The sequence below is a fragment of the Thermosynechococcus sp. GLH187 genome, assembly GCF_031583395.1.
In the GTDB taxonomy this organism is placed as follows: domain Bacteria; phylum Cyanobacteriota; class Cyanobacteriia; order Thermosynechococcales; family Thermosynechococcaceae; genus Thermosynechococcus.
Window position 1 is genome coordinate 1,754,287 of record NZ_CP134175.1, and the last position, 23,214, is coordinate 1,777,500.

Genomic DNA, 23,214 nt, shown 5'->3' on the forward strand with positions numbered 1-23,214 from the left:
CCAATCTCTAAGGGGTGGCCGGTTCAGTGTTACTGGTTGGGGGGGGTGACACCTCGGGCATTGCCTCTGTCGGTGGCGGTGAGGGCGTAGGTGTTGGTGGAGATGGTTCAACGGCGGTGGGAGGGGCGACGGGAGGCTCTGCGTTCTTTGGGGGCTTTGGGGACTTTGGGGGTTTTGGAGAGAGGGATGGCGGAGGAGTCGGCGTTGGCTCTGGGGATGTTTCCTCAGGACTCGGGCTAGGGGTAGGCGTTTCCGTTGGCTCTGGGGTGGGCGTCGGTTCCGTAGGGGTGGGTTCCGGCTCTGGCGTCGGTGTCGGGGTGGGGGTGGGCGTCACCTCTACAGGTGGCACAATGGTCGGCAGGGTGGGTGGAAATTCCTGTTCCTGAGGACGCGGGGGGCGAGGGGTGACTGTGTCCACGGGTTGGTTGCGCAAAAATAGCCCTAGGCCAATGCCTGCTAAGCTGCCAAAGATTGCCGTTCCCAACAGCCATAGCCACGGCGAAAAATTGCGTTGTTTGGGGGGAGCAACGACGGCTGTCCCCTCCGGTTGAGTATTTGCCAAGATAGTGGATCGGTACTGCGGCATCACCGCTACCGTTGCTGTGGTTTGACGCGCCACGGGCTGTCCCATGAGCAGTTGCAGCCACGCCTGCACCGTTTGGGGACGTTCGCGGACATCCAAAGCCATTCCTGCTTCAATGGCATCAATGGTGCGCTGACTAAGATTGGGCTGAAACTGGCGTAAATCCTCGAGAGGCACGCGATCGCGCAAGACCGAGGCCACAGGAGGGCGTCCTGCCAAAAGGGCATAGAGCGTTGCTGCTAGGGCATAGACATCCGTTGCCGGCGTCCATTGGTGGCGGGGTAAATACTGCTCCACCGGCGCATAACCTGCTGAGAGCAATCCCGTATTTGTTTCCGTCACCCCAGCAGTGTATTCACGGGCAATGCCAAAGTCAATCAGCACCACTTGATCTGTGCCGTCCCGCAGCATGATGTTATCGGGCTTGACATCGCGGTGCAGCAGCCCATGCTCATGCACTAATTCAAGGGCGCTAGCTACTTGGCGAATATAGTGGAGAGCCGTTTTTTCCGGTAGGGGGCCTTCTTCTTGGATCACTTGGGCAAGGGTGCGTCCGGGGATATAGTCCATGACAATGAAGGGACGCCCCCCCTCAATAAAGCAATCACTGACGCGCACAATGTGGGGATGATTAAACTGGGCAAGGCGCTGCGCTTCTTGGATAAACCGCTCCCCCAGATCATGAATCCGCTTCGGGGGTTCCTGCTGCAAGTTCAATGTTTTGAGCACCACTGGCTGATGGAGCAGGGTGTGGGTGGCGCGATAGGTGACACCAAAGCCCCCCTGACTCAAAAGGGCATCGAGGCGATATTTTCCCCCTTGGAGGGTTGTGCCCACACTCAGCAAACTCAGGGAGGACATAGGCACCTTAGGGACGCAATGGAGCAGATGGAGGAGTGGTTGGCAGTGGGGCTAAGCGTTGACTGAGAATAACCAAGCGATAGCCCAAATATGCAGGTAAGGTTGCCATCATCATCAAGAGTATCACGGACAACAAAGATTCCCATTCAAACCGAGACCCATAGTAGCTGCGGTAGGGATCGTAGTTGGCACTGGGCTTGATTTTTTCCCGCAGGGCCATGGGCCGCTTAAAGCGCAATCGACGATCGTCGAGCTTCTCAAATAAAATCCAACCCCCTTGGGCTTCCTCTTGGCAGACTTTGCGCAGGACATCGGGATCATGAAATTGGTTGCGGCGCGATCGCAGGATTTTGAATTCCCAACCTCCCAGCTTGGGGGATACTTGACGCTGTTCTTCTTTGGAGGGGTAGGTGGTCAACTGTTCCTCTTCTTCATCGCGTTGTTGGCTGAGTTGCTCCTGCCAGCCCCACCACTGATAGTAAAGCAGTGCTGAGACACCGAGGCTACCGCTCATCAGGGATAATAACAGCACTTCAGCCATGGGGAATAGGAGCAAGCGTCTGTTGGGCGATCGTACTCGAAAAGTTGACCCTCCTCAGGACAAATCACCCCCTTCTCCCCGGCGGACAAAGTGGCAAATCCCTCGTTCTGAGGCACTAATAAAATCGCAAAACTCTTGAATGAGGGGATGGATAAACTGTTCCCGCAGGTGTTGAACGGCTTGGGAGGTGGTCAATTGGGAGCGGTAGAGAATATCCAAGGCCTTTTTGAGGAGCTGTCGGTCTTGAGCCGAAAAGCCCGCTCGCCGCAAACCCACCACATTCAAGCCCATGATCGTATTGGTACTCAGGCTGCGGGTCATACAAAAGGGGGGCACATCTTTTTGAATGGCAGTGCCGCCGGAGAGCATGGCCAAGCGCCCAATGCGCGTAAATTGATGCACAAGGCAGTTACCGCTGATAAAGGCGCGATCGCCCACATGGGCATACCCGGCAATCAAAGTATTATTGGCGATCGTCACATGGTTTCCCACATAAACATTGTGACCCAAATGACTGTGGGCCATCAACAGACAATCATGCCCGACATGGGTGACGGTTTCTGGTTGGGTTCCCCGATGAATGGTCACGCCCTCGCGCAACGTACAGCGATCGCCAATGTGGACATAGCTAATCCCCCCTTGATAAGCCACATCTTGGGGGAGATCGCCAATCACCGCCCCACTATGCACTTTGCAGTTCTCGCCAAGACGGGTATATCCTAACAGAGTGACATGGGGAGCCAACTGCGTACCGCGTCCAATCTCCACCGTGGCCGCCACATAGCAAAAAGGACCAATTTCTACCTCTTCCCCAATGTGGGCACCCGCCTCAATCACCGCCGTGGGATGAACCGCCATGACATTCCTGCACGATTGGCTAAAGATTCTTAACATAAAAGAGATTAAGCGATTTTGATCCCCGATGATGAACGACCTGCGGCAATATCTCCAGCTTTTAGAACAGCGGCAACAACTGCGACGCATCACCGTACCCGTTGATCCCGATCTGGAGATGGCGGAAATCTGTAACCGCCTGTTGGCTGCCGGCGGGCCAGCGTTACTGTTTGAAAAAGTCATTGGTTCCCCCTATCCCGTCGCCATTAATCTCTTGGGAACCCTAGAGCGGGTGTGCTGGGCCATGAAAATGGAACACCCCCTAGAACTGGAAACCCTAGGGGAAAAGTTGGCTAAGCTACAACAGCCGAAGCCGCCCAAAACCCTGAGTCAAGCCCTTGATTTCGGCAAAATTCTCTTTGATGTTGTCCGTGCCAAGCCGAGCCGCGATTTGTTACCCCTCTGTCAGCAGGTGGTGATCAAAGCCCCCGATTTGGATCTACGGCAACTGCCCCTGATTCGCCCCTACCCCAAGGATGCAGGCAAAATTATTACCCTTGGTCTCGTCATTACCAAAGACTGTGAGACGGGCATTCCCAATGTCGGGGTTTACCGCCTGCAACTGCAATCCCCAACCACCATGACCGTGCATTGGCTTTCAGTGCGGGGAGGGGCACGCCATCTCCGCAAAGCTGCCGCCCGTGGCAAAAAGTTAGAAGTGGCTGTGGCATTGGGGGTGCATCCTCTAATCATCATGGCGGCGGCAACGCCAATTCCCGTGGATTTGTCGGAGTGGCTTTTTGCCGGGCTTTATGGCGGTGGGGGCATTCATTTGGCCAAGTGCAAAACCGTTGATTTGGAGGTGCCTGCCCACGCAGAATTTGTCCTTGAGGGCACCATTACCCCCGGTGAAGTTTTGCCCGATGGCCCCTGTGGCGATCACATGGGCTACTACGGTGGTGTAGAAGATTCGCCCGTCATTCATTTCCACTGCCTGACCCATCGCCGCAATCCCATCTATCTCACCACCTTTAGTGGCCGCCCGCCCAAGGAAGAGGCGATGATTGCCCTTGCCCTCAACCGCATTTACACACCCATTCTGCGGCAGCAGGTACCGGAGATTGTGGACTTCTTTTTGCCCATGGAAGCCCTCAGTTATAAGGCGGCGATTATTTCCATTGACAAAGCCTATCCTGGCCAAGCACGCCGCGCTGCCCTCGCCTTTTGGAGTGCCCTACCCCAATTTACCTACACCAAGTTTGTGATTGTTGTGGACAAAGAGATCAATATTCGTGATCCGCGTCAGGTGGTGTGGGCGATCAGCTCCAAGGTGGATCCCAGCCGCGATGTCTTTATTTTGGGAGATACCCCCTTTGACTCCCTTGACTTTGCCAGCGAAAAAATCGGCCTTGGGGGACGCATGGGCATTGATGCCACCACGAAAATTCCCCCAGAAACAGACCATCCTTGGGGCGATCCCCTCACATCGGATCCTGAGGTGGCACGGCGAGTCACAGAACGCTGGCAGGAATATGGCCTTGGGGATATTGACCTAACAGCCGTAGATGCAACGCGGTTCGGCTATGAGCTAGACCCCGCCTTTCGTTGGCGATAATCGAAGAAACAACGGTTCATAAAACATGACGAATAGAGATGCGATGCGTTGGCAACAGCGGTTGCAGAACTTTGGTCGCGCCCTAATCCGCCTAGAAACCGCCTGTGCTCAGGAGGAGTATTCGGAACTAGAGCGAGCCGGTCTGGTACAAATGTTTGAGTTCACCCTTGAGCTAGCGTGGAAAACATTGAGAGACCTTCTTTTTTATGAGGGGCTGGATGTGAAAACTCCCAGAGAAGCTATTCGCAAGGCCTTTGAGACAGGCTATCTCACCGAGGAAGACACGGAGATACTGCTAGATGCCTTGGCAAGGCGAAATCTCTTGAGCCATACCTACGAAGAGCAAACGACAAAAGAGGCGGAACGACTGATCAAACACAGGTTTACTCCTGTTTTTCGGAAACTGTACAACTGCTTACAGGAAAAATATCAACAATGACGGACGGACTCACCCCAGAAAAACGCAAAGCCATCATTGACACTCTAACGGCCAATCCCAAGGTAGAACGAATCGTCCTCTTTGGCTCACGGGCGATCGGTACCTTCAGAACAACTTCGGATATTGATATTGCCCTCTTTGGCGAGAACCTCACCCTTAGTGATCAAGCTGCCCTTGCCGAGGCGATCGCTGAACTGCCCATTGCCCAACGGGTGGATCTCCTCATCTATCACAGTATTGAGAATTCAACCCTGCGGGAAGAGATTAACCAGCATGGGGTGGAATGGTTTGCCCGCAACAAGTTGATCACTGTTTAGGGGACGGGCCGCGATAGGCTAAAAGATAGGCGAACAATCTGCCGCTATTGTCTGGATACTTGGGATGGGTCGCACCTACCGCACAATTGGCATTAACCTCAAGGCCATGCCCCTGGGGGAAAGCGATCGCCTGCTCAGTGTCTTTAGTCGCGATCGCGGGCTGTTGAAGTTAGTCGCCCCCCATAGCCGTGGCTGCCGCTCGAAACTGGGCGGACGGGTGGATTTGTTTGTCGTCAACGACCTCTTTATTAGTCCTGGCCGCAATTTAGATCGCATTCTGCAAGCAGAAACAGTCGCCACCTACCAAGGCCTCAACAGCCACTTGACCACTCTGACCGCTGCCCAATATCTCGGTGAGGTGGTGCTCTACCAAGTCCATCCGCAGCAGCCTCAACCGGATCTCTTTGATTGGCTCTGTACCACCTTAGACCAGCTTCAGGGGGTTTCGAGTCGCGCTGCCCTAGCGCTATTGGTGCGCGGCCTGTGGGGCATCTTGCGATTGGGGGGCATTGCCCCAGAATGGTACCAGTGCCATGAAAGTGGCTGCGAAATTGCTGTGCCTGCAGCGGATACCGACTGGCGGGTGGGCTTTAGTTTTGCTAGGGGAGGCGTTTTTACCCTTACAGAAGAAGGGAACGACAGGGGATCTTCGGGGGGCGATCGCCAACTGACAGCCAGTGAAGTGCGCCTCGGGCAATGGCTTGCACGACCCACCACCCCATCCTTAGCACGGGATGAATTCCTTGCCCAAGCCGAGGCCTATCCCCTCAGTGTTTGGCTGTCCCTTGAGCGGGTGTTGCGCCAGTACCTGCAATTTCATCTGGAGCAAACGTTGCGGGTGCCCCCCCTCCTTGATAGTTGTTTTTCACCTGTTGCGGTGTCCCAGCCATGACCATTGAGCAGCAAGACATTCGCTTGGATCTCCCCCTACCACCGGTGCCTCCCCTCTGGCAAAACCGCAATTTTATTGCTCTTTGGTTGGCGCAGGTCTGCTCACAGTTGGCTGACAAAATTTACCTTGTATTTGTAATTGCCCTCACTACAGAGTTTTTCCAAGCGGCACACCAGAGTATTAGTGGCTGGGTGTCGGCCATCATGGTGGCCTTTACGATTCCGGCCATTCTCCTCGGATCGGTGGCGGGGGTGCTGGTGGATCGCTGGTCAAAAAAACAGGTACTTATCGTGACCAATCTCTACCGTGCCCTCCTTGTCTTAGGGATTCCGATCACGATTCTCCTTGGCGCCGGGCAATGGTTTGGGTTTATGGCGCTGTTGCTGATCACGTTTACGATTTCCTGTTTAACCCAGTTTTTTGCCCCCGCAGAACAGGCGGCCATTCCGCTGCTGGTGGATAAGTCCCATCTGCTGTCGGCCAACTCCCTCTATACCCTGACGATGATGGCTGCTCTCGTGGTGGGGTTCGCTGCGGGTGAGCCGCTTTTGAATCTTGCGAGCCACTGGCACTCCCAGTGGGGTGGGGCTGTCTTTGTCAGTGCCTGCTATGGCGGGGCAGCACTCCTACTCATGCTGCTGCGGCCACCGGATCAGTGTCATCTGCCACCAAGCCGCTATCGTCAAGTGTGGCAAGAACTCCACCAAGGCCTTCAGCTTTTGCAGGAATATACAGCCCTGCGTTTTGCCCTGCTGCAACTCATCCTGCTGTTTGCCATTGTCGCGGCGATGTCGGTTTTGGTAGTGCGCCTTGCGGAGGTCTTACCCAGCCTCGATACGGATCAATTTGGGTTTCTTTTGGCGGCTGCGGCCGGCGGACTCGGGCTAGGGGCACTGCTTTTGAATACAGTGGGCAAGCACTTTGCCTACGGCTGGTCGGGTTTAGTGGGCTGTTGGGGCATGGGGGGCATGTTTCTTGGTCTGTCCTTGAGTCTAGATTCTTTGGCTTGGAGCATGGGCTACATCATTGGTTTGGGCTTCTTTGCGGCCTTTGTGGCGATTCCAATGCAAACCTTAATTCAACTGATGACCCCAGCCGAACAGCGAGGGGCGATTTTTGGCCTGCAAAATAACCTCGTGAATATTGCCCTCAGTGTGCCCTTGGCGGTGGTTGGTTTAGCGGAGACGTGGTGGGGACTGCAACCTATACTCATCGGCTTGGGGGGGGCGATCGCCCTTGGTGGGACGCTGATGACCCTCAACCATCGCAACGGCATGGTGACTGGCGGCCTGCTCTAAAAGTTCCATAAAAAATCTTAAATCCTTTCATCTTGACGTTTTTTGCGCTACGCTGTAGAGTCAATTGACGCTTTTGCTGGCGTAACTTGCCATGTCACCTGCCTTCCCCTCATCCTCTACGACCTCCTCTAGCCCTGTGATCGCCCTCAAGGAAATGGTGTCGCGGTTACAGCGGGAAAATAGTAAAATTCAGGAGCTATTGGCCTCCCTGAGCTTTGCGCTGCGGAGTTTCAACAACCTGAATCAATTTTTTGAACTGATCCCGCTGATTACCTGCCGCGTGACGGAGGCGGAGGCCGCGGCCCTGGTTTTATTTCGCGCCGATGGTCAGGCTCGTCTTGAACAACTCCATTGTCACGCCAGCGATCAGTGCCCCAATATTCGCGCCGCCCTAGAAACGGCCACCCGCACCCTTGCCAATAGCGTTGGTATGGCTGCAATTGATGCGGGGAGCGATCGCGAGATCAGCCGTCCTCGGCTTGAGCAACTTTTGGATCAGCAACTGCGAGAACGTCTCCCCCAAGGCATTCAGTTCTACGGCACGGCGATTCTCGTCAAGGATTCGGGACTCACGGAGCGGGGGCGGCTCTACGTTTTTAGTCAGCAACCCGAATACGAGTGGAATGAAACACGGCAGCAACTGTTGCAGGTGATCGCGGATCAAACAGCCGTGGCCATTGCCAATGATGAACTGGCCTTAAAGTTGCGCGATCGCCAGCGTTTGGATCGGGAACTGGAAATTGGGGCAGAAATTCAACGGCGACTCTTGCCCCACCGCTGCCCCAAAATCCACGGCCTCGAGCTAGCCGCCGAGTGCCGCACCGCCAGTTGGGTGGGGGGAGACTACTATGACTTTATCCCCATTACCTATGGCCTCGGTGATCAAAAGGAGATCGAGCAAGGCCGTTGGGGCATTGCCATTGGGGATGTGATGGGTAAGGGGGTACCGGCCGGATTGATCATGACCATGACCCGCGGCATGCTGCGGGCAGAAGCCCTCAATGGTCACCGTCCCAGTCGAATTTTGCAGCACCTCAATCGGGCGATGCAGCCGGATTTAGAAAGCTCCCATCGCTTTGTTACCCTCTTTTACTCTGAGTACAATCCCCAAACCCGGCTCTTGGCCTACAGTAATGCGGCTCACCTTCCCCCCCTGCTGTGGCGGGCTGAAACGGGGACTATCCATCGGCTAGACACCTACGGCATGCTTATTGGTTTGGATACTCGCAGCCAATATCAAGAGGCAGAAGTGCGACTGCAACCCGGCGACACGGTGGTTTACTACACGGATGGCATCACAGAAGCCGATAATCCGAAAGGTAAACGCTTTGAGGAAGAGCGCCTCGCAGCAGTCTTCAAAGAGGGCTGTGCCAAGGGTTTGGGCGCTCAGGCCTTATTAGACTACATCTTCGATGCCGTTGATGCCTTTACCAATGCCAATGGCCGGCGCAGCGATGATATGACGTTGGTGATTCTGCGAGTCATTGACCAATAGGGGATAGAGCCGCCGCTTGTCCAGCAGTCACCCCAAGCATCTTGACAATAAGATCAATACAAACGGTTAAGATAGCCACAGAGGCGTGTGAGGTGGGGATGCGCTACTTTGTCGAGGTCAGCTTCCGCTGCGATGATGAGGCCATTTGGGATACCCTCACCCGTTATTTGGGTCTTGTCGAAGCGAAAATGCTGAATCAAGCAATGACGCTCCACCATTTTTTTGAAATCCATCCCCTTGTTACTGGTGTGGAAACCTTTGTCCAATCCAGCGAAAGCCAACCCTATCTCTTGATGACTACGTATCCGGAACGCATCAGCAAGGCCAATGTGCAACGTAGCCGCTTTCAAGAGGCAATGTCCATCCTTGGGGAACATAGTCCGGGACTGGCAGAGTGGCTCTTCATGGAGACTACGGGAGATGAGTATTAGGTGCGCTACGCCACGATAGGGAAAACTATAATATAAAGTCCCTTTGGAGCACACCACAGGAAGTTGTGACGTTGCTATGTCCGACGATCGCCCGCTGCCCCATTCTGAGACTGAGTCCCCTGCCCTGCGCTTAGGACGCAACCCTGGCCTACAGGTGCGCCACGATGAGGTGGAGCGATCGCTGTTGACGCCGATGCTGCAGCACTATGCTGAACTCAAAGATGCCTATCCCCAAGCGCTGCTGCTCTACCGCGTAGGCGATTTCTACGAAACCTTTTTTCAAGACGCCTGCACCGTTGCCCGCGAGCTGGAACTGGTGCTCACCGGTAAAGAGGGGGGCAAAGAAGTTGGCCGGGTGGCCATGGCTGGCATTCCCCACCATGCCCTTGAACGCTATTGCCGCACCCTTATTGAAAAGGGCTACGCCATTGCCATCTGCGATCAAGTGGAAGACCCCGCCCAAGCTCAAGGACTGGTGAAGCGGGAAGTGACCCGAGTGTTTACGCCAGGAACGGTGTTGGACACAGAACTGCTCCAACCGCGCCGCAATAATTTTTTAGCTGCTGTTCTGCTTTCTGGGAGTCATTGGGGATTGGCCTATGCCGATGTTTCGACGGGGGAGTTTTGTACCACCCAAAGCAGCGATCGCGCCGAGTTAATTGCTGAACTCAACCGGTTACAACCCGCAGAGATTCTCCTTCCTAGTCAGGCTCCAGACATTAATCGCGTTTTGCGCCCGGGTGAAGCTCAGGATCAATTGCCCCCTGAATTGCCGCCCCAGTGGTGCTACACCCTGCGATCGCCCCAAGATTTTCAGGCAGCGGAAGCACGCCAACGCCTGTGTCAACGTTTTCAGGTCAAATCCCTTGAAGGCTTTGGCTGTGAGCATCTGCCCCTTGCCATGCGGGCGGCCGGTGGCCTCTTGGCCTACTTGGATGAAACCCATCGCCAACAACCGGTGCCCCTGCAAAACCTCAGCACCTACTCCCTCGCCCAGTATCTCTTTCTCGACCCGCAAACCCGCCGCAATCTAGAACTGACGCAAACTGTCCGCGATGGCAGCTTCCAAGGCTCGCTCCTGTGGGCGATCGATCGCACAACGACGGCGATGGGGGGGCGTCTATTACGCCGCTGGCTCCTGCAACCCCTCCTTGATATTGAGCACATCACGGCGCGCCAAGAGGCTATTGCTGAATTAATGGCCAATAGTAGCCTACGTCAGAGTCTGCACCGCCACCTTCAGGAAATTTATGACCTTGAACGCCTAGCGGGTCGGGCGGGTTCTGGGACGGCCAATGCCCGTGATTTAGCGGCACTGCGGGACTCCTTTCGCACGTTAGTTTCCCTTGCGGCGGTTGTGACGGCAACCCAATCGCCCTATCTCCAAGCCCTTGCCCAGCTGCCACCGGTGATTGAGCAGTTGGCGGATACCCTCAGCGCAGCCCTTGTGGATCAGCCCCCCATTAGTCTCACCGAAGGGGGTCTCCTGCGATCGGGTGCCTACCCCGAACTAGATCAGCAACGCCAGCAAATTGAGCAAGATCAGCAGTGGATTCTTAATTTAGAAGCCCAAGAACGGCAACGCACAGGCATTACCACGCTCAAAGTGGGCTATACCAAAGTCTTTGGCTACTATCTGAGTGTCTCCCGCGCCAAGCTGAATCAAGTCCCCGATGACTATATCCGCAAACAAACCCTAACAAATGAGGAACGCTTTATCACGGCGGAACTCAAGGAACGGGAAGCACGGCTATTGGCGGCTCAAAGCCATCTTTTTGAACTGGAGTACCAGTATTTTGTGCAGTTGCGGGAGCAGGTGGCCGCTCAGGCCTCAACGATTCGTGAGATTGCGGCAGCGGTGGCAGCGGTAGATGCCCTTTTGGGGTTAGCAGAGGTGGCGTTGTATCAGGGCTATTGCCGACCGCAAATGACCCGCGATCGCCAGCTTCAGATTCGCGGCGGGCGCCATCCGGTCGTGGAGCAGATGCTACCAGCGGGGTTTTTCGTTCCCAACGATACGGAACTCGGTACAAGCGCTGATTTGATGGTGCTGACAGGCCCCAATGCCAGTGGCAAAAGTTGTTATCTACGGCAGGTGGGTTTGATTCAACTGCTGGCGCAAATGGGCAGTTATGTGCCCGCCACCAGTGCTACTTTGGGAGTGTGCGATCGCATTTTTACGCGGGTGGGTGCCGTTGACGATCTCGCCACGGGTCAATCTACCTTTATGGTGGAGATGAATGAAACGGCCAATATCCTCAACCATGCGGGCGATCGCTCCCTGGTTCTCCTCGATGAAATTGGGCGCGGTACGGCCACTTTTGATGGGCTGGCGATCGCTTGGTCAGTGGCAGAATACCTAGCCACCACACTCAAATCCCGCACCATTTTTGCCACCCACTACCACGAACTGAATCAACTGGCAACGCTACTGCCCAATGTGGCCAACTACCAAGTGGTGGTCAAAGAACTCCCCGACGAGATTATTTTTCTCCACCAAGTCAAGCCCGGCGGTGCCGATCGCTCCTACGGCATTGAAGCGGGACGCCTTGCCGGATTGCCCCCCATCGTGATTCAACGTGCCCGTGAAGTGATGCGCCAAATTGAGAAGCACAGCAAAATTGCCGTGGGACTACGCAAAAGCCAAATGAATGGCACACCAACTACCCCCGAAATTGATCAGGGCGAGCTACCCTTTTAATTCCTTGGCTAGAATAGAAAATGTAACGTTTTGTTAACAAGGGGGATCCGTGGTTCTCCTGCTGAAGTTACCCCCACCCTTGCGGCAAACCCTGTTGAGGCTCATCGTAGCCGGCCTTTTGTTTTGGTCGAGCATTGCGGCAATGTTGCCCACGTTACCCCTCTACATTGCTGAGAAGGGGGGCACGCCCCATCAGGTGGGGTTTGTCATGGGTGCCTTTGCCGTAGGGCTGATTGCTTCCCGCTCGTGGTTAGGGCCTCTGGCCGATCGCCGGGGACGCAAAATTACACTGCTGATTGGCCTCGCGGTGGCCGCGATCGCTCCCCTGTTTTATATCGTCAGCCACAACCTACCCCTCCTTGTTGTGGTGCGCCTTCTCCATGGCGTGAGCATCGCTGGCTTTACCACCGGCTACATGGCACTGGTGACGGATATTGCCCCACCTGAGCATCGCGGTGAAATCATTGGCTACACCAGCCTTGTCCATCCCATTGGGGTTGCCCTCGGACCGAGTCTCGGCAGTTGGCTGCAAATGAACTACAGTCATAGCTTGGTCTTCATGGTTGCCAGTAGCTTAGCTGCCCTTGGGTTCATGGCTGCCGCAGGCGTGCGGGCGGTGAATATCCCACAGGACTGTGGAGGGTCTCGCCCAGAGAAAGCCCTCTTTTGGCGGCTCTTGCTTTCAGAACGGCTGCGGATTCCCAGCTTGGTGATGCTGAGTGTAGGGCTGACCTTTGGCACGATCGCCACCTTTATTCCCCTGTTTATTGCGGCTGAGCGGCTCGACATTTCCGCAGGGCTGTTTTACTCCGTGGCGGCGATCGCCAGCTTTATCGGTCGTGTGGCCACGGGTTCTGCCTCCGATCACTGGGGAAGGGGCATTTTTATCTCCGCCAGCCTTGCCTGCTATGTGGTCTCAATGGTGCTCCTCGCTCAAGCCCAAACCCCCTTGGATATCCTCTGGGCGGCGATTCTTGAAGGTCTTGCCGGCGGTGTCCTGATTCCCATGGTCGCTGCCCTGATGGCCGATCGCTCCACCACCGATGAGCGGGGACGGGTTCTCAGCCTCAGTTTAGGGGGCTTTGATCTGGGGATGGCCTTGGCAGGGCCAGTGCTGGGGGGGCTGATTGATCCTTTGGGTTATCGCCTCATCTTTCGCATGGCGGCGGTCTTTAGCCTCTTGGGGCTAACCTTCTTTTTAACCGCTAGTAGCAAAAGCCTGCCCGATTCCCTGCGTTTTGCCCTCGGCATGGGGCGCGATCGCTATGCCCTGTAGCCTATTATTCTTTGGTATCGTTAGGGATTCGTTACAATTTGTTGAGATCACCCACTAGGGAAAAGCGTGTGTCCACACCAGTTTCGGCCAGTTTGACGCCCACCGGCAAATCCTACCGTTGGAATCGCGAGCGTTACTCAAAAACGCGGCGCTTCTTTGATATTTGGTTTTTTGTCTGGCGATTTCTCTTTGGCCGTTGGCTCCTCACCAAATCTTGGAGCTACTGGGGCGGTATGACCGATGCTAAGCGTGCGACGCGACGCCGTGCCCAAGCGATTTGGATTCGCGAAACCTTCCTTGACCTTGGCCCCACCTTCATTAAACTGGGGCAACTCTTTTCCACCCGTGCCGATCTCTTCCCCAGCGAATACGTCGAAGAACTGAGCAAGCTCCAAGATCGCGTCCCCGCCTTTAGTTACGAGCTAGTCGAAAAAATCATCTACGAAGACTTTGGCCGCCATATCCCTGAACTGTTTCGCAGTTTTGATCCCATCCCCATGGCCGCCGCCAGTCTGGGTCAAGTCCACAAAGCGCAACTGCTCTCAGGCGAAGAAGTGGTGGTCAAAGTCCAACGCCCCGGCCTGCGGCAGTTGTTTGACATTGATCTAGCGATTCTCAAAGGCATTGCCCAATACTTTCAAAACCACCCCAAATGGGGGCAAGGGCGCGACTGGATGGGCATCTACGATGAGTGTTGTCGCATTCTCTACGAAGAAATTGACTACCTCAATGAGGGACGCAATGCCGACACCTTCCGCCGCAACTTTCGCGATCGCGACTGGGCCTGTGTTCCTCGCGTCTATTGGCGGTATACCTCACGGCGTGTGCTCACTCTTGAGTACTTACCGGGGATTAAAATTAGCCACTACGAAGCCCTCGAAGCGGCGGGTCTAGACCGCAAACGCCTTGCTGAACTCGGTGCCAAGGCCTACCTCTATCAAGTTCTCAATGACGGCTTTTTCCACGCTGACCCCCATCCGGGCAACATTGCCGTCAGCCCCAACGGCCAACTGATTTTCTACGACTTTGGCATGATGGGGCGCATTCAACCTGTGACTCGCGATAAATTGCTGAAAACATTTTTAAGCATTGCCCAACGGGATGCCGAACAGGTGGTACAGTGCCTTGTAGAGCTAGGAGCGTTGGTTCCCACAGGCGATCTAGGGCCGGTACGTCGCTCGATTCAGTATCTCCTCGACAATTTCATGAACCAGTCCTTTGAAGCCCAATCGGTGGCTCAAATTAGCGATGACCTCTACGAAATTGCCTATGACCAACCCTTCCGTTTTCCCGCCACCTTTACCTTTGTGATGCGGGCGTTTTCCACCCTAGAGGGGGTAGGCAAGGGACTCGACAAAGACTTTAACTTCATGCAAGTTGCCCAACCATTTGCGACCGAACTTATGACCAACGGAAACTTCCCCGATCCCAGTAATGGCAGTCTTTTCTCTGAACTGAGTCGGCAAGCGGCTCAAGTGGGCAGCAGTGCCATTGGCTTGCCCCGTCGCCTTGAAGAGGTGCTCGATAAACTGGAAAATGGTGATTTGCGCTTGCGCGTCCGTTCCAGTGAGAGCGATCGCATTCTGCGGCGCCTGAGTAACATTAACTTAGGGCTAAATTATGTCGTCCTTATTGGCAGTTTTTCCTTAGTGGCGACAATTTTATTCGTGAACCAGTATCTCCTCTTGGCGGGTGTGGCAGCCGCATTAGCGGTATGGTTTGGTATCCTCTATTGGCGACTAATGCTTAAACTCGATAAGTATGAAAAAATGTTTTAACAAGCAGCCCAACATAGGGGGGTCATGGACGTTGCCGGCTTAACTGATTGTGGTCTGATTCGCAAAAGCAATCAGGATGCTTTTTATATTGACGAAAAGCATCAGCGTTTTTTTATTGTGGCCGATGGCATGGGTGGGCACGCTGGGGGCGAGGAAGCCAGTCGTTTAGCTGTCGAACATATTCAGGCATTCTTGGAAACCCACCTTGAAGACCTGCAGCATGACCCTGTGACCCTACTCCGCCAAGCCTTTCTCGCTGCCAATCACGCCATTGTTGAGCAGCAACGCCAAAATACTGCCCGTGCTGATATGGGGACAACGGCTGTGGTGGTTCTCGTTGATGAAAAGGGCGATCGCGCTTGGTGCGCCCATGTGGGCGACTCCCGCATCTACCGCTGGCGCAAAGACCAACTCCAGCAAATTACCAGCGATCACACTTGGATTGCCCAAGCCGTACAACTGGGTAGCTTGACCATTGAGCAGGCGCGGCAGCATCCGTGGCGCCATGTCCTCTCCCAGTGCCTAGGCCGCGAAGACCTCACCCAAATTGATATTCAACCCATTGATCTAGAGCCGGGCGATCGCCTGCTGCTGTGCAGTGACGGCTTAACTGAAGAACTCACCGACGAGGTGATCAGTATCTACCTCAGTGAACCCAATGTCGAAAAAGCAGCAACCGCCCTTGTCAATGCAGCTAAAACCCACGGTGGCCGTGACAATGTCACCGTCGTTGTCATTGGTGTTTAACCCATCAAGCAAAACCTATGCAAACGGAATTTATCCGTCTGACCCTACCCCGACATACCCTCTCCCCGCCTTTCCATGAGGCCATCGAACAGACCCTGCAAGCCCATGGTCAGCCCCTGCGTTGGGCGATTACCGCCACCACTACCACAGATCTAACGGTTGAAGCAGTTGTTCTCAAAACCCCACCCCGCCCTTGATACAATCCCTCTAGATTCTTTGATTCACACCCCTATGACCCGTGCAGGTATTGGCATTCAAACCGCTCAGATTCGCCCCGGACGGGTGAGCGGTCAGCTCCACGTCTATGACGGTGCCGGTAAGGGCAAATCCCAAGCTGCCCTCGGGGTTGTTCTGCGCTCCATTGGTCTGGGTATTGCCTCTGCCTGGCCCACTCGGGTACTCTTGTTGCGCTTTCTCAAAGGACCCGGCCGTGCCTATGCCGAAGATGCCGCCATTGAAGCGCTGCAGCGCGGGTTTCCCCATTTAATCGATCAAGTGCGGACGGGGCGCGCAGAATACTTTACCGCCGAAGAAATTACCAAATTTGATCGCCAAGAAGCCCAGCGGGGTTGGGATATTGCCAAGGGAGCGATCGCCTCTGGTCTCTATTCCGTCATTGTTTTAGATGAACTCAACCCCGTCCTAGATTTAGGCCTTTTGCCCGTTGATGAAGTTGTCAACACCCTCCGCCGCAAGCCCGAACACCTAGAAATTATTGCCACTGGCCGGGGGGCTCCTGCCCAACTCCTGCAAATTGCTGACCTCCACTCCGAGATGCGTCCCCTTGTGCATCCTACGGCTCAAGAACAGGGCATTGAAGGCATTGAAATCTATACGGGTGACGGCAAAGGCAAGTCCACCAGTGCCCTCGGTAAAGCCCTTCAGGCGATCGGCAAAGGAATTAGCCGCGATCAATCCCACCGTGTGCTCATTCTCCAGTGGCTCAAGGGGGGGCAAGGCTACACCGAAGATGCCGCGATCGCTGCCCTCAAAGAGAGCTATCCCCATTTAGTGGATCATCACCGCTGTGGTCGGGATGCCATTGTCTGGCGCGGTCAGCAGCAGGAAATTGACTACATCGAAGCCGAACGCGGCTGGGAAATTGCTCGAGCCGCCATTGCCTCTGGCCTTTACAAGACCATTATTCTCGATGAACTCAACCCCACCGTTGACCTCGAGCTTCTCCCCGTCGAACCGATTGTCCAAACACTCCTGCGCAAGCCGCGCACCACGGAAATCATTATTACCGGTCGCTGCAAATATCCCCCCGCCTACTTTGAACTCGCCAGCGTCCACTCGGAGATGATCTGCCACAAGCACTATGCTGAAAAAGGCGTTGATCTCAAGCGCGGCATTGATTTTTAAGAACAGATGCGAGCCAGCACCGTTTCCCCCACCGTAAACTGCTGCAAATAGGCCATTAGGACTTCAAATTGGGGACGATTGAGGCGGTAATAGACCCACCGCCCTTCTTGACGCGACAGCACGAGATTGGCTTGCCGCAGTGCCCGCAGATGAAACGAGAGTTTTGAGGGGGTCAGGTGCAGGCGATCGCACAGATCACAGACACATAGCTCCTCCCGATGCAGAATCTCAATCACCTTCAACCGCAACGGCTCCCCAAGGGCATGAAAGGCCAATTGAATCTCAGCGGGGTATTCCTGATCAATCTCTGAAACAACCATCACTGCACCGGACAAGGGACACCAAGGGGCTGGCGAAACTGCTCCTGCTCCCCTGTTTGCGCCGTATTCACAGGCTTAGGCGCTTGACTGCGATAAATGACTTGGCGCAATTGAGCCACCCCTGCTTGGTACAAGCGATCGGCTGCTGTCGTCCACAAACGGGGATTGGTACTCACCTCTTGCGGCAGCGTCACCATTACATTCGGCGTAATCCCTGTGCGGTTAATATCTGTGCCATTGGGCGTGTAGTAATGGGCAACCGTCACCGACAATCCTGAACCATCACTCAATTGATGAATGGATTGTACCAAGGCCTTACCGTAGGTTGGCGTGCCCACCACAATCGCACGACCGTTATCCTGCAATGCCCCTGTGAGAATTTCACTACTGCTAGCAGAGCGGTGATCCACCAAAACCACGAGGGGCAAATTCGTCAATGCCGATTGATTCGCCCGTGCCTGCTCACTGTGGCCACTGCGATCGACCGTACGCACAATCAAACCTTGATTCAACCACATGCGGGCAATATCAATGCCTGCCTGCAATAGTCCTCCTGGATTCCCGCGCAAATCCAAAACAAACCCCTCCACCTTCTCCGCCTCTAGCTTGCGAATCGCCGCGCGCAACTGATCCGCTGCATGGGCAGTAAATTCACTCAGATAGATATAGCCAATGCGGGCACCACCTTCTTCCTTCACCAGCGATCGCACCGCAGGGAGTTCAATCAATGCCCGTGTCAGCGTCAGGCGAAAGGTACCGCGATTAGGGCGAAACAACTGAAGTTCAATGGGAGTCCCCACCCGCCCCCGAATCCGCCGCGATGCCTCCTCAATCGACATCCGCCGAGTAGAGTGACCATCAATGGCCAGCAGGCGATCGCCCGCCCGAATTCCCGCCTTAGTTGCAGGTGAATTTTCCAGCGGCTCCAAAATGGTCAACTGTTGTGTCTTTTCATCCACCGTCAAGCGAATACCAATCCCCGAAACTTCCCCCGACGTTTGCGTGCGCAAAGCCGTAAACTCCTCTGGAGTCATGAAGCGCGTATAGGGGTCATTCAACTGCTGCAACATTCCCCGAATAGCTGCATAGGCCTGCTCCCGCGACGTGTAGCGCTGCGCCAAAAGTTGCCGCCGTACCGCCAGCCAATCCACCTGATTAAACGACTCATCCACATATTCCTGCTGCACAATTTGCCACACCTCATCCACCAACATCTTGGGGCTATCCTGCATTCGTCCGTAGCCTGGTAACGCCGCCGCCAACACCGCTGCCACCACCGAGGAACCCACCAGCACCCAGTGCCGAAGACCCATCAAACGCATGAATTGAGGCATGACCCTAAAAACCTTTTGAGGAGAGCGATATTTGATGCAATATAGACCGAACTACCCATCAATGTCACTCCTCTATCCAAAACCGATCATCCCTTAAACATTTCTTAAAAATCAAGACCCCACCTAGACAACCTAGATGGGGTGGTTTGAATATTTTGCCTAGCACCGAGCTATTTTTGCAGGAGGCGACCCTCCGACTATCTTCACCGCTGCGGCGTTTCACCTCTGAGTTCGGGATGGATCAGCGTGGTTCCACCGCGCCATAGGCACTAGGCGAAACATGAATTTTTCTTGAATTGAGAACCTAGACTAAAGAGTTGCTAGATAAATTCAGGATCAATAACCTTTCAACTAAATAGCGATTGTCAGTATAGTTAATTGAATCAGACACCTGTTGATTGATGAGGTCAAGCCCTCGGTCTATTAGTACTCCTAGACTTCATCCATTACTGGACTTCCATCGAGAGCCTATTAACGGGTGTTCTACCCGTGACCTTACTGGCTTACGCCATGGGAGCACTCATCTTGAGGTGGGCTTCCCACTTAGATGCTTTCAGCGGTTATCCACTCCGCACATGGCTACCCTGCGTTTACCGTTGGCACGATAACAGGTACACCAGAGGTGCGTTCCTCCCGGTCCTCTCGTACTAAGGAGGACTCCTCTCAATGCTCCTACGCCTGCACCGGATATGGACCGAACTGTCTCACGCATGTTGTTCTCGTATCACTACGAGCATGGACTATATCTTCATCCTGACTCTCGCCATTAACGAATCAGGAGCCGACATTTGATGTCTCTGACAACCTCAGAGCATCTCAGCTTACGCTTGATGGCTAACTCAAGCCTAGGCTTCAGTCTCTACGGGATCAAGAGTTGTCGTGATCTCAAGAACTGTTCTACTTGATCAGAGCGAATCGAACGATTTTTGGAAGCATTCAGCTCACCAAATTGATCCACCTGCTGAGCAAGTTTTAGGAATTGTTCTGGCGTTAATCGCCTTGATTGAACAACTTCCTGTAGAACAGTAATTGCTAAATCACATTGTGGCTTCTTGAGTTTAAGGTAGCTGCGAAGAGTTAGCAGCACTTCTAAGACAGATGGCGCATCAACAATTGCATACTCGCTTAAGCCATCCTTTCGATCTCTCACAAACCCTGCTTGGAAAATAGACTTTAACCACTCCAAGAAGGAACGATGCGAAGAAGACTGAAAGAAGGTGATGCTAGCACGAATTTGATAACCAAGGATGTAATCCTTACGTCGCACTAGTTGAAGATTGATGCAACCATCACCATCCAAAAAACCAGCAATGTAACTCAGCGTTAAATCGTCTGTCACGAGACTCTTGCTTACCCTCGGTATTGTCTTAATCAGCCGTTCGTCACTGATCAAGATTCTACCGATTTTAGTCGGTTTGCTGCTCCACATTACTGTGAAGTGACGCAATGATTTACGTTCTGAACCCAGCTCACGTACCGCTTTAATGGGCGAACAGCCCAACCCTTGGGACGTACTACCGCCCCAGGTTGCGATGAGCCGACATCGAGGTGCCAAACCTCCCCGTCGATGTGAACTCTTGGGGGAGATCAGCCTGTTATCCCTAGAGTAACTTTTATCCGTTGAGCGACGGCCCTTCCACGCGGAACCGTCGGATCACTAAGGCCGACTTTCGTCTCTGCTCGACTTGTAGGTCTTGCAGTCAAGCTCCCTTATGCCTTTGCACTCTACGGCTGATTTCCGACCAGCCTGAGGGAACCTTTGCGCGCCTCCGTTACCATTTAGGAGGCGACCGCCCCAGTCAAACTGCCCACCTGAAACTGTTCCTTCGCTGGCTAACAGCAGAAGGTTAGAATTCTAGCCTTGCCAGAGTGGTATCTCACCGGCGACTCCATATCCCCCGCAAGGGATACTTCAACGTCTCCCACCTATCCTGCGCAAGCAAAGCCCGAACCCAATTCCAGGCTACAGTAAAGCTTCATAGGGTCTTTCTGTCCGGGTGCAGGTAGTCCGCATCTTCACAGACACTTCTATTTCGCCGAGCCTCTCTCCGAGACAGCGCCCAGATCGTTACGCCTTTCGTGCGGGTCGGAACTTACCCGACAAGGAATTTCGCTACCTTAGGACCGTTATAGTTACGGCCGCCGTTCACCGGGGCTTCGGTCGCCAGCTTCGCTTGCGCTGACCAGCTTCCTTAACCTTCCGGCACTGGGCAGGCGTCAGCCCCCATACATCGTCTTACGACTTAGCGGAGACCTGTGTTTTTGGTAAACAGTCGCCTGGGCCTCTTCACTGCGACCACCTCTCGGTGGCACCCCTTCTCCCGAAGTTACGGGGCCATTTTGCCGAGTTCCTTAGAGAGAGTTATCTCGCGCCCCTTGGTATACTCTACCCCCCCACCTGTGTCGGTTTCGGGTACGGGTATCTTGGCTTAACGTGCTTAGAGCTTTTCTTGGAAGCATGACATCAATCACTTCCCCACCGTAGTGGGTCGTACTCCTGCCTTAGCTCAGAGCGTTTTCACCGCTCCTCAACACCTCGGACAGTTGAACCGGTAACCAACATCCGGCTGATCTAGCCTTCTCCGTCCCTCTGCACAAACCAAGATGAGTACTGGAATATTGACCAGTTGTCCATCGACTACGCCTTTCGGCCTCGCCTTAGGTCCCGACTAACCCTTCGCGGACGAGCCTTCCGAAGGAACCCTTGGGGTTTCGGGGCATTGGATTCTCACCAATGTTTTCGCTACTCAAGCCGACATTCTCACTTCTGCCTCGTCCACACCTGCTTACGCTAGTGCTTCAAACTAATGCAGAACGCTCCCCTACCACTTACGTAGTAAGTCCACAGCTTCGGTACATCACTTAGTCCCGTTCATTTTCGGCGCAGGAACGCTTGACCAGTGAGCTATTACGCACTCTTTTAAGGATGGCTGCTTCTAGGCAAACCTCCTGGTTGTCTGAGCATCCCCACCTCCTTTGCCACTTAGTGATGATTTAGGGACCTTAGCTGGTGGTCTGGGCTGTTTCCCTCTCGACGATGAAGCTTATCCCCCACCGTCTGACTGGCTGTGTGTACACAGGGTATTCAGAGTTTGACTCGATTTGGTACCGCTCTCGCAGCCCGCACCGAATCAGTGCTTTACCCCCCTGCTATAATCACAACCGCTATGCCTCAACATATTTCGGGGAGAACCAGCTAGCTCCGGGTTCGATTGGCATTTCACCCCTAACCACAGCTCATCCGCCGATTTTTCAACATCGGTCGGTGCGAACCTTCACTTGGTGTTACCCAAGCTTCATTCTGGCCATGGTTAGATCACCCGGGTTCGGGTCTATAAATACTGACAAACGCCCTATTCAGACTCGCTTTCGCTATGGCTTCGGCATTCTTGCCTTAACCTGCCAGTACCTATAAGTCGCCGGCTCATTCTTCAACAGGCACGCCGTCACTCGTTAAATCGAGCTTCGACTGCTTGTAAGCCTACGGTTTCATGTTCTATTTCACTCCCCTTCCGGGGTTCTTTTCACCTTTCCCTCGCGGTACTATACGCTATCGGTCACACAGGAGTATTTAGCCTTACGAGGTGGTCCTCGCAGATTCATCCGGAATTCCACGTGCTCCGGACTACTCGGGATACAGCTAGGATTGTTAAGCTTTTGACTACAGGACTTTCACCTTCTCTGGTGTAGCATTCCACTACTTCGTCTAGCCGCTCAATTCCACGTTGCTGTCCCACGACCCCAACAGGCAAGCCCGTTGGTTTAGGCTGTTCCCCTTTCGCTCGCCGCTACTAAGGGAATCGAGTTTTCTTTCTTTTCCTCTGGCTACTAAGATGTTTCAGTTCGCCAGGTTCGCCCTCTAACGTTATGGATTGGCGTTAGAGTCACTGGGTTACCCCATTCGGAAATCTCCGGATCAAAGCTTGTTTCCAGCTCCCCGAAGCGTATCGTCGGTATCCACGTCCTTCATCGCCTCTGTGTGCCTAGGTATCCACCGTAGGCTCTTTGTAGCTTGACCACAGTCAACATTGGTGTCTGTGTTTCTAGATAGAACAAGTGATTGTCCTATCCAAGATAACTACCTGACTAATCGCTATTCAGTTTTCAAGGTTCTGTCGCTGAAGTTTGATGTGCAGACACGTCAACCTTTGATGGAGTGACGTGGAGGTAAGCGGACTCGAACCGCTGACCCCCTGCGTGCAAAGCAGGTGCTCTACCAACTGAGCTATACCCCCAGGCATGTGATATGGGCCATCCTGGACTCGAACCAGGGACCTCACCCTTATCAGGGGTGCGCTCTAACCACCTGAGCTAATAGCCCATGCCTGTCTGCTTAACCTAGCAGGGTTTGAAAGCCAAGGTCAACCTCGTGCTTAGACCGCATTGA

Annotated in this window: 18 protein-coding genes, 2 tRNA genes and 2 rRNA genes; 13 read left to right on the top strand and 9 right to left on the bottom strand. The window is 54.1% G+C overall.

All coding sequences use genetic code 11. The features are described 5' to 3' along the window. Positions 1 to 7 precede the first annotated feature (7 nt). From RHI63_RS08590 to lpxA, 3 genes are read right to left on the bottom strand one after another with little or no spacing between them, the layout of a single operon-like run. A complete protein-coding gene (locus tag RHI63_RS08590) occupies positions 8 to 1,444 on the bottom strand; it encodes a serine/threonine-protein kinase (RefSeq protein WP_206199815.1) in 1,437 nt (478 codons plus the stop codon). A gap of 7 nt (positions 1,445 to 1,451) precedes the next feature. After that, the gene (locus tag RHI63_RS08595; RefSeq protein WP_206199816.1) at positions 1,452 to 1,985 is read right to left on the bottom strand and encodes a hypothetical protein; all 534 of its coding nucleotides are present in this window, start codon (positions 1,983 to 1,985) and stop codon (positions 1,452 to 1,454) included. A 54-nt stretch (positions 1,986 to 2,039) separates the two neighbouring features. Further along, positions 2,040 to 2,843 (bottom strand): acyl-ACP--UDP-N-acetylglucosamine O-acyltransferase, encoded by an 804-nt coding sequence (gene lpxA / locus RHI63_RS08600; protein WP_206199817.1) that lies wholly within the window; start codon positions 2,841 to 2,843, stop codon positions 2,040 to 2,042. A 64-nt stretch (positions 2,844 to 2,907) separates the two neighbouring features. Between lpxA and RHI63_RS08605 the strand changes: the two genes are divergently transcribed. The 13 genes from RHI63_RS08605 to RHI63_RS08665 all read left to right on the top strand — a co-directional run bounded on the left by RHI63_RS08605 (position 2,908) and on the right by RHI63_RS08665 (position 17,173). Next, a complete protein-coding gene (locus RHI63_RS08605; RefSeq protein ID WP_310821490.1) occupies positions 2,908 to 4,434 on the top strand; it encodes a UbiD family decarboxylase in 1,527 nt (508 codons plus the stop codon). Between the two features lie 25 nt (positions 4,435 to 4,459). Further along, positions 4,460 to 4,873 carry an HI0074 family nucleotidyltransferase substrate-binding subunit gene (locus RHI63_RS08610; protein ID WP_310800133.1) on the top strand — a complete coding sequence of 138 codons (414 nt, stop codon included), beginning with the start codon at positions 4,460 to 4,462 and terminating at the stop codon, positions 4,871 to 4,873. After that, complete coding sequence (locus tag RHI63_RS08615; protein ID WP_206199820.1) at positions 4,870 to 5,190, top strand: nucleotidyltransferase family protein; 321 nt, start codon at positions 4,870 to 4,872, stop codon at positions 5,188 to 5,190. The genes RHI63_RS08610 and RHI63_RS08615 overlap by 4 nt, the downstream gene beginning before the upstream one ends. A gap of 64 nt (positions 5,191 to 5,254) precedes the next feature. Next, entirely contained in the window at positions 5,255 to 6,082 is an 828-nt protein-coding gene (gene recO / locus RHI63_RS08620; RefSeq protein ID WP_310821491.1) for a DNA repair protein RecO, read from the top strand. After that, a complete protein-coding gene (locus RHI63_RS08625) occupies positions 6,079 to 7,380 on the top strand; it encodes an MFS transporter (protein WP_310821492.1) in 1,302 nt (433 codons plus the stop codon). The genes recO and RHI63_RS08625 overlap by 4 nt, the downstream gene beginning before the upstream one ends. Before the next feature lie 91 nt (positions 7,381 to 7,471). After that, the gene (locus tag RHI63_RS08630; RefSeq protein WP_206199823.1) at positions 7,472 to 8,875 is read left to right on the top strand and encodes a PP2C family protein-serine/threonine phosphatase; all 1,404 of its coding nucleotides are present in this window, start codon (positions 7,472 to 7,474) and stop codon (positions 8,873 to 8,875) included. 98 nt (positions 8,876 to 8,973) lie between these two features. Next, positions 8,974 to 9,306 carry a hypothetical protein gene (locus RHI63_RS08635; RefSeq protein ID WP_206199824.1) on the top strand — a complete coding sequence of 111 codons (333 nt, stop codon included), beginning with the start codon at positions 8,974 to 8,976 and terminating at the stop codon, positions 9,304 to 9,306. Positions 9,307 to 9,382: 76 nt separating this feature from the next. Beyond that, positions 9,383 to 12,007, top strand: a complete 2,625-nt coding sequence (gene mutS / locus RHI63_RS08640) for a DNA mismatch repair protein MutS (RefSeq protein WP_310821493.1) — start codon at positions 9,383 to 9,385, stop codon at positions 12,005 to 12,007. A gap of 49 nt (positions 12,008 to 12,056) precedes the next feature. Next, complete coding sequence (locus tag RHI63_RS08645) at positions 12,057 to 13,283, top strand: MFS transporter (RefSeq protein WP_310800134.1); 1,227 nt, start codon at positions 12,057 to 12,059, stop codon at positions 13,281 to 13,283. A gap of 68 nt (positions 13,284 to 13,351) precedes the next feature. Further along, on the top strand, positions 13,352 to 15,061 hold the full coding sequence (locus RHI63_RS08650) for an AarF/ABC1/UbiB kinase family protein (protein WP_310821494.1): 1,710 nt from the start codon (positions 13,352 to 13,354) through the stop codon (positions 15,059 to 15,061). A gap of 24 nt (positions 15,062 to 15,085) precedes the next feature. Continuing rightward, positions 15,086 to 15,808 carry a Stp1/IreP family PP2C-type Ser/Thr phosphatase gene (locus RHI63_RS08655; RefSeq protein WP_206199828.1) on the top strand — a complete coding sequence of 241 codons (723 nt, stop codon included), beginning with the start codon at positions 15,086 to 15,088 and terminating at the stop codon, positions 15,806 to 15,808. Positions 15,809 to 15,825: 17 nt separating this feature from the next. Then, the gene (locus RHI63_RS08660; protein WP_206199829.1) at positions 15,826 to 16,005 is read left to right on the top strand and encodes a hypothetical protein; all 180 of its coding nucleotides are present in this window, start codon (positions 15,826 to 15,828) and stop codon (positions 16,003 to 16,005) included. Positions 16,006 to 16,039: 34 nt separating this feature from the next. Then, on the top strand, positions 16,040 to 17,173 hold the full coding sequence (locus tag RHI63_RS08665) for a cob(I)yrinic acid a,c-diamide adenosyltransferase (protein WP_206199830.1): 1,134 nt from the start codon (positions 16,040 to 16,042) through the stop codon (positions 17,171 to 17,173). Here RHI63_RS08665 and RHI63_RS08670 read toward each other — a convergent pair. The 6 genes from RHI63_RS08670 to RHI63_RS08695 form a co-directional block, all read right to left on the bottom strand. After that, entirely contained in the window at positions 17,170 to 17,493 is a 324-nt protein-coding gene (locus RHI63_RS08670; RefSeq protein ID WP_302678076.1) for a helix-turn-helix transcriptional regulator, read from the bottom strand. The genes RHI63_RS08665 and RHI63_RS08670 overlap by 4 nt on opposite strands. After that, positions 17,493 to 18,806, bottom strand: coding sequence for a S41 family peptidase (locus RHI63_RS08675; protein ID WP_310800788.1), 1,314 nt, complete (start codon positions 18,804 to 18,806; stop codon positions 17,493 to 17,495). The genes RHI63_RS08670 and RHI63_RS08675 overlap by 1 nt, the downstream gene beginning before the upstream one ends. 178 nt (positions 18,807 to 18,984) lie before the next feature. After that, a 5S ribosomal RNA gene (gene rrf, locus RHI63_RS08680) occupies positions 18,985 to 19,101 on the bottom strand. A 129-nt stretch (positions 19,102 to 19,230) separates the two neighbouring features. Further along, a 23S ribosomal RNA gene (locus tag RHI63_RS08685) occupies positions 19,231 to 22,845 on the bottom strand. Between the two features lie 144 nt (positions 22,846 to 22,989). Then, positions 22,990 to 23,062, bottom strand: a tRNA-Ala gene (locus RHI63_RS08690). A gap of 12 nt (positions 23,063 to 23,074) precedes the next feature. Next, positions 23,075 to 23,148, bottom strand: a tRNA-Ile gene (locus RHI63_RS08695). Positions 23,149 to 23,214: the final 66 nt, after the last annotated feature.